8 protein-coding genes are annotated in these 11689 nt (G+C 71.8%); 4 read left to right on the top strand and 4 right to left on the bottom strand.

Annotated elements, in window-relative coordinates:
- Positions 1 to 6 precede the first annotated feature (6 nt).
- Complete coding sequence (locus ACQPZF_RS03110; RefSeq protein ID WP_433268009.1) at positions 7 to 2379, top strand: LuxR C-terminal-related transcriptional regulator; 2373 nt, start codon at positions 7 to 9, stop codon at positions 2377 to 2379.
- A gap of 61 nt (positions 2380 to 2440) precedes the next feature.
- Here ACQPZF_RS03110 and ACQPZF_RS03115 read toward each other — a convergent pair whose 3' ends face one another.
- Positions 2441 to 3274 carry a VOC family protein gene (locus tag ACQPZF_RS03115; RefSeq protein ID WP_433268011.1) on the bottom strand — a complete coding sequence of 278 codons (834 nt, stop codon included), beginning with the start codon at positions 3272 to 3274 and terminating at the stop codon, positions 2441 to 2443.
- A gap of 281 nt (positions 3275 to 3555) precedes the next feature.
- Positions 3556 to 4065: an RNA polymerase sigma factor gene (locus ACQPZF_RS03120; RefSeq protein WP_433268012.1), complete on the bottom strand. Its 510-nt coding sequence runs from the start codon at positions 4063 to 4065 to the stop codon at positions 3556 to 3558.
- Between the two features lie 72 nt (positions 4066 to 4137).
- Between ACQPZF_RS03120 and ACQPZF_RS03125 the strand changes: the two genes are divergently transcribed.
- Positions 4138 to 4719 carry a TetR/AcrR family transcriptional regulator gene (locus ACQPZF_RS03125; protein ID WP_433268014.1) on the top strand — a complete coding sequence of 194 codons (582 nt, stop codon included), beginning with the start codon at positions 4138 to 4140 and terminating at the stop codon, positions 4717 to 4719.
- 117 nt (positions 4720 to 4836) lie between these two features.
- A complete protein-coding gene (locus ACQPZF_RS03130) occupies positions 4837 to 6261 on the top strand; it encodes a carboxylesterase/lipase family protein (protein ID WP_433268016.1) in 1425 nt (474 codons plus the stop codon).
- 150 nt (positions 6262 to 6411) lie between these two features.
- On the opposite strand, the gene ACQPZF_RS03135 is transcribed toward ACQPZF_RS03130, so the two are convergent.
- Together ACQPZF_RS03135 and ACQPZF_RS03140 are read right to left on the bottom strand one after the other, a co-directional pair.
- A complete protein-coding gene (locus tag ACQPZF_RS03135) occupies positions 6412 to 6900 on the bottom strand; it encodes a DUF2165 domain-containing protein (protein ID WP_433268018.1) in 489 nt (162 codons plus the stop codon).
- Between the two features lie 175 nt (positions 6901 to 7075).
- Entirely contained in the window at positions 7076 to 11140 is a 4065-nt protein-coding gene (locus ACQPZF_RS03140) for an AAA family ATPase (protein ID WP_433268020.1), read from the bottom strand.
- Between the two features lie 293 nt (positions 11141 to 11433).
- Here ACQPZF_RS03140 and ACQPZF_RS03145 point away from each other — a divergent pair, with 293 nt between their 5' ends.
- Positions 11434 to 11619, top strand: coding sequence for a hypothetical protein (locus ACQPZF_RS03145; RefSeq protein WP_433268022.1), 186 nt, complete (start codon positions 11434 to 11436; stop codon positions 11617 to 11619).
- The last annotated feature ends 70 nt before the right edge of the window (positions 11620 to 11689 follow it).

The following is an 11689-nucleotide window of genomic DNA, read 5'->3' on the forward strand; positions in this document are numbered from 1 at the left end:
CTGCGCATGACTTCCGAACGCCCGTTGCTGGACCCATCGGCCCGTGAGGTGCTGGCCGAGGTCGCCGCCGCGCCGGAAGCCGTGCTGCGGCTGGGGGTGCTCGCGCCCGGCGGGTACGGCAAGACGACCGTGCTGCGGGAGGTCGAGCGGGTCTACCGGGAGGCCGGTGTCGAGGCCACCGTCGTGGACGACGCCCATCTGCTGGGGGACGCGGAGCTGGCGTCCTTGCGTGCCCTGGTCGAGCGGGGCGACGTGCGGGTCGTGGTGGCGTACCGGCCGTGGCCCCGGTCGCGGGCGTTGGCGGCGTTGGCCGAGTCGCTGGGGCGGGTGCGGCCGGCATTGCTGCCTTCGGCGTTCACCCGGGAGCAGGTGCGGGCCGTGCTGCCCGCCGCCGGGCGGGGGTTGGCGGACTTCGTGCACCAGCAGACCGGGGGAGTGCCCCGGTTCGTGGCACGGCTGGCCGGGCTGACGTCGGCGGACGTGCCCGCCGAGGTGCTCGCGTCGTTCCGGGCGGACCTGGACTGGCTGGAGCCGGAGGTGCAGAAGTTCCTGCTCGCCGCCGAAGCCGGGGTGGCGCTGCGGCTGGACCTGCTGGGCGCGTTGCTGGACAAGGACTCCGACGCGGTCGGCGAGGTGATCGAAGCCGGTCGGGCCACCGGGCTGCTCGCGCCGGACGGGACGCTGCTGCCGATCGCGCGGGCGGCCGTGGCGGCGCTGAGCCGGACCGACCGGCGGATCGCCGTGCGGCAACGGCTGGCCGAGCTGCAGTTGCGGTCCGGCGGTCCGGTGCTGGACCTGGTGCGGCCGTTGCTCGGGACGGGCGTCGGCGGGCCGGTCGTGGCGGCGGCTTTCCAAGCTGCCGCACGGGAAGCGCTGTCCACCGACCCGGCGTTGTCGGCGCGGCTGCTGGCGGAGGTCGGGACGCCTACCGCGTCGCTGGCGGTGCGGCGGGCCGCGGCATCGGCGATGTCGGGTGATCTGGACGCCGCGCTGCGGTTGGCCGACCAGGTGATTTCCGCTGGGGACCAGGAACATCGCGGTGCGGCGGCGGAGGTCGCGGCGATCGCGTTGGCGCACCGGGGCCAGTTGGCGCGCAGCACCGAGTTGCACCGGTGGTCGCCGAGCGCGACTTCCGCGGCGTTCGCGGTGGTCGGTCAGGTCGGGACCGGGCGGGTGCCGTCCGGGACGTTGCCGGTCGCGCCGCCGACGATGCTCGACGGTGCCGCTTCGTTGATGGCGCAGGGGGTTGTGGAGTCGCTGGGCGGATCTTCGACGGCCGCACTGTCCACTTTGGTCCGTGCCTCCGGGTTGCTGGAGCCCGCTGGGCAGGCCGTGCTGCTGCCCGACACGCCGGCGGCTCTGGCGGCGCTGGTGGCCCTGCACAGCGGTGAGCTGCCGATGGCGGAATCGGTGCTGGACCGGGCATTGGCGTCGTCGCTGGGCGGTGTGCTGATGACCGTGCGGCACCGGTTGCTGCGGGCCTGGATCGCGATGGTGCGCGGGAATCTGGGGCAGGCGCGGGAAACGTTGGTGGCGCTGCGGAAGGTGGGGCGCCCACTGGAGCCGCGCGACTGGATCTTCGCGGTGGCGTTGGAGATCGGGATCGCCCGGCGCAACAGCGATCTGGCGACTCTGAAGCGGACGTGGGAGCAGGCTTGCGAGGCCGTGCTGCGGCACCCCGTGGACCTGTATACGTTCCTGCCGCTGGGCGAGTTCGCTGCCGCGTCGGCCCGGCTGCGTGATCAGCACCGGCTCGCTCCGCACCTCGTGACGGCGCGGAACCTGTTGCGGCAGTTGGGAGATCCGCCGCTGTGGGCGGTTCCGCTGCACTGGAGCGGATTGCACGCGGCGATCATCGCCGAGGAGACGGCGGTGGCGGAGGAGCACGCAGCCGCGCTGGCGGCCTGCCGTGACCGGAGCCGGTACTGCGCTCGGGTGTCGACGGCGGCGGAGAGCTGGCTGGACGTGTTGGCGGGCAAGGTGGACGCCGACCAGGTCGAGGCGGCGGCGAAGGGGTTGCACGCGGTCGGCCAGTGGTGGGACGCGGCCCGGCTCGCCGGCCAGGCGGCGATAAGGACGTCGGACCGGCAGGCGATGGTGCGGCTGCTGGACTGCGCGCGGCTGTTGCAGGGGCGTCCGGTCGGGGTGGGCCGGAAGCCGGCCGAGCCGGTGGCGGAGGCGTCGGAGACCGGCAAGCTCAGCGACCGTGAGCGCGAGGTGGCCGAGCTGGTGGTCGGTGGCTTGACGTACAAGCAGGTGGGCGACCGGCTGTTCATCTCGGCGAAGACGGTGGAGCACCACATGGCCCGCATCCGGCAGCGGCTGGGCTGCACGAGCCGGGCGGAGCTGCTGGACCAGCTCCGCCAGATCCTCGGCTAGACGATCACCCGATCGTGATCTTGCGTTCTTCGAACGTCAGTTCGACCATAGATACATGACCTCACTGCTCCCAAAGCCAGAACTCCACCCCCTGATCGTCGACGCACTCCGCCGAGAGCCCGTAGGCCTGCCGCTCGGGCGCCTTGGTGGTGCCGCCGTGCTCGCGCACGCGGGCGAGCGCCGCCGCCAGGTCGTCCACCGCGAACATCAACTTCCACCCGGCCCACCGCTGCCCGCCCCACAACCCGGACATGGGCAGGCCCGCGCCCTCGATCCCCCAGCCGCGCTCGACCCCTCCGCGCGGGAAGGACCACCCGAGCACGGCCCCGTAGAACCGCTTGGCGGCTTCGTCGTCGGGCACGGAGAGGGTGTGGTAGCCGACGTGCCCGTGGGGCACCCGGGCGCTCTCGATGTTCCCGGTGCTCCTCCCGGCGCCCCCAGTGCTCCCGGCGGTCGGCGCGGCGGTGCCCTTCGGGCTGCGCGCAGCCACCATCCACCGATACCCGAACGGGTCAATGATCGTGCCGCTGTACCCGTGCCCGGTGTCGGCGGCGGCCCGCAACACCTCGGCCCCCCGCTCCACGGCCCGGCTGACGGCGCTGTCCACATCGGCCACTTCGATCCGGTGCATGGGCCGCACACCGGTCGCGGCGGGCGCGATGTGGTCGTACTCGGCGGACTCGTCGGCCAACATCAGCACGGAGCCGCCAATGGCGATCTCGGCATGTCCCACGGACCCGTCGGGCATGACGACGGGCTCACCCAACCGGGTAGCCCCGAACACTTCGACGTAGAACCCGACCGCCGCCCGAGAGTCCCGAAACGCCAGGTAGGGCGTGACGGCCGAATACCCGACTGCCGAGTACCCGACCTCGCCAGAACCGGAAACAGCCACATCTCCTCCACTCAACACCAACCGCTCCAACCGCTCCCGAAGCCGAGCCGCGAACCCAACCTCAGGCTCAACCGGCCACGACGGCAGATGAAGGGCATCGAACGGGTCAGCCATCACAACCCCCAACCACGCCCAACCCCAACCAACCCCTCACACCAGCTCCCAAGGTCAAGCCCGCTCCCAGGCCAAAACCCGAGCCCGCCCAGGTGGCCTGCCCTGCCTGCGTGGCCAGCCGTGCCCCCTGCGTGGTTGAGACCGCCGGCGAGGTGCGTCCCATCAGCTCAGTCATCGCGGCCTCCGGGGTAGGCGCGGCGGAACGCGGCTCGGGCCCGGACCAGCAGGGCCTCCGTCGCGTGGACCGTCCGGCCCAGCAGCGTCGCCACCTCCGGCACGGGCAAGCCGTCCAGGTAGCGCAGGGTCAGGGCGCACCGGTGATGCGGGCTCAAGGCGGCCAGGACCTCGCGGGCCTGCAAGGCGTCCAGGTGCCCGTCCCACGGGTCCTCGACGTCCGGGTCGGCATGTGCCAGGCGTAGGCCCCGCTCCTCCCGCTCGCGCCGCCGCCAGTGGTCGACGAGCTTGTGTCTGGCTATTCCGATCAGCCACGCCGGGGTGACCGGGCCGCCGTTCCTGGCCGACTGCACGGCCGCCAGGAAGGTCTCCGACGTCAGCTCTTCCGCCTGCGCCCGGTTCCCGCACCTGGCCAGCAGGTAGCCGTACACGTGCGGCAGCGCTGCGTCGTAGACGTCCAGCAGCGCGAACGCCGGGTCCGGCTGGGCTCGCGGTTCGCTCACACCCTCATCGTCGGTTGGGAGGTGCCATCTCCGACTAGTGAAGTTCTTGCTCGTCCGTGCTAACTTTTGCTCATGCGAGCAAGGTCGGTGACCGAGCAGGCCAGACGGGCTCAGATCGTCGGGGCGGCGATCGAGACCTTGGCCGGACTCGGTTACGCGGCGACCTCGTTCAAGCAGATCGCCGCCCGGGCCGGCCTGAGCAGCACCGGGCTGATCTCGTACCACTTCAAGGGCAAGCAGGAGCTGGTGGACGAGGTGTACCGGCAGGTCGTGCGGCAGTTCGCGGACTTCGTCCTGGGGTTCATGGACCAGTCCGACACGGCCGCCGGCGAGCTGCGGGCGTTCTTCACGGCCAACCTGCGTTTCATGCGCGCCCACCGGTCGCACATGGTCGCCCTGATGCAGGTCCGACCACACGTGTCCACTCGTGGTGAGGCCGGCGACCACCGGAAGATGGCCGACCTGCTGCGTGCCGGCCGGCGGGCCGGCGAGTTCCGGGAGTTCGACGCGGACACGATGGCGATCTTCCTGCTGGCCCTGCGCAACGGCGTGCTGGCCAAGGCCGCCGAAGACGCCGCGCTCGATCTCGACCTGTGCGAGCGCGAACTGCTCACGACGGTGGCGCTCGCCACGGGAGCGCACGACATGACCTGACAGGCAGCACGACAAGGCAAGGGGGAACCAATGCGTCGGGGGACGTTGGCATTGGTCTGCGCACTACTGACGACAGTGCTGACAACAGCACTGATGACGGCGTGTGGGGGGAGCGCGATGCAAGACGACACCGTCCGGATCGACACCGGGCGCGTGCGCGGGGTGGTGAAGGGCGATCACGTGCTCTTCCAGGGCATCCCGTACGCGGCCCCGCCCAAGGGCGAGCTGCGCTGGAGCGCGCCGCAACGCCCGGCGAGCTGGGCAGGCGTGCGGGACGCCACCAGACCGGGCAACCCGTGCCCGCAGGTCGGGTCGTCCTACTCGGACACCAAAGCGACCGACGAGGACTGCCTCGTCCTCAACGTCGTGACACCCAAGACGAAGAGCGCGCCCAAGCCGGTCATGGTCTGGCTCCACGGTGACGGGGCCGTCGGCGCGGGCCACTTCTTCGACGGTTCGAGGCTGGCCGCGCAAGGCGACGTGGTGGTCGTGACGCTCAACTACCGCCTCGGCGTGTTCGGCGGTTTCGGGCTTCCCGGCCTGGCCGGCTCGGGCACGTTCGGGCTCCAGGACCAGCGCGCGGCACTGGAGTGGGTGCGGCGCAACGCCGAGGCGTTCGGCGGGGATCCGGGCAACGTCACGCTGTTCGGCGTCTCGTACGGCGCGACCTCCGTCGCGGCGCACCTGGTCTCGCCGCCGTCGCACGGCTTGTTCCACCGGGCGGTCATGCACAGCGGCTTCGCGCTGGTCGACCTGCCCGCCGAGAGTTGGTACCCGGGCCTGGGCGCGCTGCCGTGGCTGGGGTGGCGCGAGCGCACCGAAGTCGAGGGCAGCGGCCGTGCCGTCGCCGCCGAACTGGGCTGTGCGGACTTGGCCTGCCTGCGTGCCCTGCCCGCGGAGAGGCTGCTGGACCACCCGCAGGTGATGAACATCTTCCAGCCCTTCGGCTACGACGAACTCCCGCCGGATCTGCTGGCAGCGGGCCGTTTCGCGCGAGTGCCGGTGCTGGCCGGCGCGACCAAGGACGAACACCGCAACATCGTGGACATCTTCCGCGGTGAGGTCACCGCCGACGGCTACCCGCGCCTGCTGGCGGCGGCCTTCGGCGACCGGGCGGCCGAAGTGGCGGCGGAGTACCCCCTCGCCGACTTCGCGACCCCCAACCTGGCCTGGGCGCAGGTGCTCACCGACCGCGTGTGGGCACGTGCCACGTTCCGCCAACACCAACTGCTCTCGGCGCACACCACGACGTACGCGTTCGAGTTCGCCGACCCCGGTGCCACCGAGCAGGGGGCCACCCACAGCTCGGACATCGACTACCTGTTCCCGTCCGACGGCCGGCGAAGCCCGTTGAGCGACCAGTTGATCGGCTACTGGACCAACTTCGCGCGTTCCGGCGACCCGAACGGCGACCCGAACGGCACCGTGCTGCCCAGGTGGCCGACGTTCCACGAGGGACACGTGCAGTCGCTCGCACCCGACGCCATCGGCAACGTCGACTACGCCACAACCCACCGCCTCGCGTTCTGGTCGGGCAAGTAGCCGCCTGGCGTTCTGGTCGGGCAAGTAGCCGTGTCGCGCTGCGGTCGGTAACTAGCCGTGTCGCGCTGCGGTCGGACGAGTGGCCGTGTCGCGCGCTGGTCGGGCGAGTAGGCGGAGGCCGCCACACCCCGCGGCCTCCCCGACCACTACTCAGTCCTTTGTGGACACATGCACCAGGATCAGGCCGACGGCGGCGACCACGAAGTTCTGGAACGCCGCCGTCAGCCCGTTCCAGTCCTTCGACTGCCACATCTGGAACCACTCGCCGCCGATGGCGATGAACCCACCGCCGAACAGCAGGACCTGCATGACCCATCCGGCGGCGGACAACCGCCGCGCCACGGCCTGCCCCCGCAGCCACGCCACCAGCCCGGCGAGCAGGACCAGAGCGGTCAGCGCCTCCCAGGCGATGATCAACACGTACGCCACGGTCACGACGGTCTGGTTGGTGATGGCGCGGTACATGGTGTTGGGCGACTGGAACGTGGTGTCCATCGCGAACACGTGCTGGACGAACGCGCGGTTGGTCTCGTAGTCGGTGAGATTCCCGAACACCACGAGACCCATGTAGACGCCGGTGATCGCGGTGAGCACCGCGACCGCCGTCTGCGGGCTCCCCACCCGGCCGAGTAGACGCATGACGTGAAACCTAGCCACGATCTGTGAGAAGTCCATGACGAAAAGTGCCGAACACCACAGCTACGTGCGGTCCCGACCTCCCAACGGTTCGGAATCCCCACCGCGCTCTCGACGGCGGCCACGAAGGTGTCCACCGTCTCGAACCGCCCCGTCCCGACCGGGAACGCGAACCCCGTCAAGGGCAGGGCGGCTCGTAGTCCAACTGCGGCAGGTGTTTGCGCCACAGCTCCTCCGGCAGCACGCCCTTCGTCTTGGCGCAGATCCGGGTGACCGTCCGGTGCTGGTCGAGGTTCCACAGCCGCACCGTGCTGTCCAGGCTGGTCGACGCGATCGTGCGCCCGTCCGGCGAGAACCGGAGGTCGTGCACGCCCTTGTGGTGGCCGGTCAGCGCCTGCCCGATCGCCTCCGGCCGCAGGAGGTCGTGCACGTCCCACAATCTGATGGTCGTGTCCTCGCCGCCGCTGGCCAGGGTCTTCCCGTCAGGGCTGAACGCGACCGCCACCGCCGCCTCCACGTGCCCCGTCATCGGCGCGCCGATCTGCCTGACCCGCGAAGGCGTCGTCAAGTCCCACAGCCGGACCGTCTTGTCGTTGCCGGCGGTCGCCAGGGTCCGGCCGTCGCCGCTGATCGCGCCCGCCCGCACCGCGCCCGCGTGCCCGGTCAGGGGCTGGCCCAGCGGCTGCGCCGCCGCCGGGTCGGTCGTGTTCCACAGCCGCACGGTCTGGTCGGCGCTCCCCGTGACCAACGTCCGCCCGTCCGGCGTGAACGCGGTGAAGTGCACGTAGCCGCTGTGCCCGACCAGCGGCTTGCCGAGCTTCCGCGGGTTGTTCCGGTCGCTGATGTCCCAGAGCTGCACCGAATCGTCCTTCGACCCGGTGACCAACACCTTCCCGTCCGGGCTGAACGTGACCGGCGCGGTGTACCTGGTGTGCAGTTCCAGCGGCGGGCCGAGCCGGCGCACCGCGTCGGGGTCCGACAGGTCCCACAGCCGCACCCTGTTGTCGCTGACGTCGGCCAAGGTCTTGCCGTCGTTGCTGATGGCGAGTGCCCACACGCCCGCGTCGTCGCCGTTCACGACCTCGGCCACGCTGCGGGGGTCGCGCGGGTTGCTCAGGTCCCACAGCCGGATCGTCTGATCCCGGCTGCCGGTGACCAACCGGGATCCGTCGGGGCTGAACACCGGCCCGACGGTGCGGCCGGAGTGGCCGACCAGCACCGTGCGCGGCAACGACCACAGCCGCACGATGTTGTCCTGGCTGCCGGTCGCGAGGCTGGTGCCGTCCGGGCTGAACGCCACCGCGTAGACGATGCCGTTGCGGCCGGTCAGGGGCTGGCCGATGCTCAAGGGGTGGGCCGGGTCGGTCACGTTCCAGAGGCGCGCCGTGCCGTCGGCGCCCGCCGAGGCCAGCACGCGGCCGTCCTTGTTGAACGCCACCGACCACACCGCGCCGGTGTGGTCGGTGAGGGGGCGGCCCAGGAGTCTGGGGTGCGCGGGGTCGGTCACGTCCCACAGGCGGATGGTCTGGTCTTCGCTGCCGGTCACCAGCACCCGGCTGTCCGGGCTGAACGCGACCGACCGGACGATGCCGTCGAAGCCGGTCAACGCCGCCCCGAGCGACTGGGGGCGGGCGCGGTCCTCGACGTTCCACAGGACCACGGTCCGGTCGTCGCCGCCGACCGCGAGCAGGCGGCCGTCCGCGCTGAACGCCACCGACCGCACCTGTTCGGAGTGCAGGCCCAGCGGCTCGCCGAGCGGCAGGGGCGCGGACGGGTCCGTGACGTCCCACAGCGTCGCCGTGCTGTCCTCGTTCGCGGTGACCAGGGTCTTGCTGTCCGGGGTGAACGCCACCAGGTAGATCGTGCCGTGGTCGCCCTCCAGCGGCTGGCCGAGCGCGCGCGGCCGGCTGGGGTCGGCGACGTCCCACAGCCGGACGGTGCCGTCGTCGCCCGCCGTGGCCAGGGTCCTGCCGTCGGGGCTGAACACCGCCGAGCTGACCCAGCTCCGGTGCACGCGCAGCGGGGGGCCGAGCTGTTTGGGGTGGTCGCGGTCGTGCACGTCCCACAGCCGCACGGTCGAGTCGTAGGACGCGGTGGCGAGGGTGTTGCCGTCCGCCGAGAACGACGTGAGGTAGACCGCGCCCTCGTGCCCGATCAGCCGGGTGGCCAGCGGGGTGCCCTGGGTGGACAGGATGCGGGTGTAGACCTCTTTGTCCTCGGGGCGCATCCGGTGCGCGACGAGGTTGAGCTGGGCGGACAGCGACGGGTCGGTCTCCAGGAGCCGGTCGGCTTCCGCCACGACCTGGCGGAACACCGCGTCGTCACGCTGCCGCACGGCGAGCACGGCGGCGGTGACCGCGATGATCGCGAGGACCACGACGACCGCCACCGCGCTGCGTCTGCCCCACAGCGCCCGCCTCCGGTACTGCGTGGACACGGCCAGGAAGTCCTGCGCCACGCCGGTCAGGCCGCCCGGTCCGGCGGCATCGGCCCAGTGCCGCGCGGTCTCCAGCCGCGCACCCCGGTACAGCAGGGACGAGTCGCGGTCCTGGTTGGCCCAGGTCGCCGAGTCCTCTTCGAGGCGCTGCCGCAGGAGCTGGCCCTCCCGGTCCTGGTCGATCCAGCTCCGCAGCCGGGGCCACGCCTGGAGCAGCGCCTCGTGGGTGATCTCCACCGAGCCCGAGTCCAGTGTCACGAGCCGCGCGCGGGCGAGCACCTCCAGCGCCTCCTCGCCGGCCGCCCGGTTCGCGGCCTGGTCGACCAGCTCGTGCCGGGTGGAGCGGCGGCGGGTGTCCTGGGTGTCCTCGCCGACCCGGACCAGGCGCAGCAGCAGGGGACGGGCGGCGAGCTGGGCGTCGGGCGCGAGGTCGGCCCAGGCGCGTTCGGCGGTCGCGGCGACCGCGCCCTGGATGCCGCCCGCCGCCCGGTAGCCGGAGATGGTGAGCTTGCCCGCCGCGCGGCGCTGCCAGGTGGCCAGCAGGGCGTGCGACAGCAGCGGCAACGCGCCCGCGTCGTACGCGCCCTGCCCGGCCCGGCCCTGCGCGCGTCCGCTGCGCACGCCCAGGTCGCGCAGCATGAGTTCGATCAGGCCTGGTTCAAGCTGCAGGCCGGCGGCCTTGGCCGGGCGGGACACCGCTTCCCGCAGCTCCGCGGAGGTCATCGGGCCGAGCACCATCTGGCGGTCCTGCAACGCGTCGGCCAGCTCGGGGAACGCCAGGCAGCGGCCGTAGAAGTCGGCCCGCACGCCCAGCACGACCAGGGCCGGGGCGGCGCCGCCCGGGATGGCCGGCGTGCAGGCGACGTGGAGGGCCTGCACGAAGACCTGCACGAGGCTCTCGTCACCGCAGAGCGTGAAGGCCTCTTCGAACTGGTCCACGACGACGACCACGCGCTCGCCCCCGTGCCGGGCCGCGTAGGCGGCGAACGCGGCCCGGATCCGGGTCGCGAACCGCAGCACGCCCATCATGGTCTGCCCCAGGAAAGTCTCCGGACCGTGCCCGCCGGCCACCGGGTCGTGGTCCACCCCGTCCAGGCTCAGCGCCAGCTCCAGCACGTCGGACAATTCCGGGATCTGCCTCACCAGCTCTTTCACCGGATCGCCGCCGGGCGTCACCACAACGGACGGCCAGCGCTCCGATCCGGCCACCATCAATGCGCCGCCGCGGATTGCCGGAATGACCCCGGCGCGCACCAGTGACGATTTACCGGCGCCCGATGCGCCGACCAGCATCACGATTCCACCGGAATCCACCGCGGCGCCCATCCGGGAGACCAGTGCGGCGGTGCTGCGTTCCCGTCCGAAAAACCACGAGGAATCTTCGGGTTGGAATGCCGCCAATCCCCGGTAAGGGCACACGCCGATTTCGTCGGAACTCGGCGGCTCCTCGTCCTCGGGCGCGGTGGCGGGGCTGGCGAGCGCCTCCTCCCACAGCGCGCGCCACGCCTCCAGGTCGTACAGCCCGGCGGCCGGCGGCTGGGGGCGGGACTTGCGCGCTTCGCCGATGAGGACTTCGAGAACTACCGAGAGTGCCGAGAACCGGGCCGGGACGTTCCGACCGCGACGCCAGTCGCTGACCCGCTGGGCGGTCGCCCGGATCGGCCGGCCGCGTTCGTCGGTGCGCCGGGCGCGGCCGACCGACTCGGTCACCCGCTTCAGGGGCGGGTCTCCGGCTTCCGCGTAGAGCAGCGCGAACCGCTCCGCGAAAAGGGCGCGGGGCCCCGACCCCTGACCAGAACCAGCCATCCGCGGCTGACCTCCTCGGGTCCGGTCTTCCGGACCGGAAAACCGGATGTGAGCGCGTGAACAGGTCGTTTGTGGACCGGTGAAGCACCAGGCAGTCCACCCTAACGACTTGCGCTGCCAAGCTGCCCAGGACGTTCCGCTGACGTCGTCAAGTTGTGCGAAGGGACCGGTCGAAGTGGTTTCGCAGGCAACTACCGCGAGTGGCAGACCGTTCGTCGCTGAGGGGTCCTGGGGGTCTTCTCAGCGATGTGCACCGAACCGGCCCGACCGGTGGAACGGCGCGGCGACCTGCCATGCCGACCGGGGTTGAGTCGGGTTCGGCCGGCCGCCTGCCGGTCACGGCCCGTGAGGACCGGGGCATCCCCGGTGAAGCACGGGTCTGCCCGATCCTGCGGACGGTGCTCGACGCGCACGACCGGGATCGGGCGGAGGTGAGGCTGGTGCTGCTCGCGAGGCTCGCGGCCCCGCTGCACGCGTAGGCCGGTGAGTCCTCCGACGAAGGGTCCGCACAGCGTGGTGCGGCTCGTCCCGGCGTGTTCCTTGATGTCG

The organism is Actinosynnema sp. CS-041913, assembly GCF_050942485.1.
Taxonomy (GTDB): Bacteria; Actinomycetota; Actinomycetes; order Mycobacteriales; family Pseudonocardiaceae; genus Actinosynnema.

Coding starts and splice junctions, on each gene's coding strand:
- ACQPZF_RS03130 (WP_433268016.1), top strand. CDS start 4,837: ATGCAAGACGACACCGTCCGGATCGACACCGGGCGCGTGCGCGGGGTG.
- ACQPZF_RS03125 (WP_433268014.1), top strand. CDS start 4,138: ATGCGAGCAAGGTCGGTGACCGAGCAGGCCAGACGGGCTCAGATCGTC.
- ACQPZF_RS03135 (WP_433268018.1), bottom strand. CDS start 6,900: ATGCGTCTACTCGGCCGGGTGGGGAGCCCGCAGACGGCGGTCGCGGTG.
- ACQPZF_RS03110 (WP_433268009.1), top strand. CDS start 7: ATGACTTCCGAACGCCCGTTGCTGGACCCATCGGCCCGTGAGGTGCTG.
- ACQPZF_RS03145 (WP_433268022.1), top strand. CDS start 11,434: ATGCCGACCGGGGTTGAGTCGGGTTCGGCCGGCCGCCTGCCGGTCACG.
- ACQPZF_RS03140 (WP_433268020.1), bottom strand. CDS start 11,140: ATGGCTGGTTCTGGTCAGGGGTCGGGGCCCCGCGCCCTTTTCGCGGAG.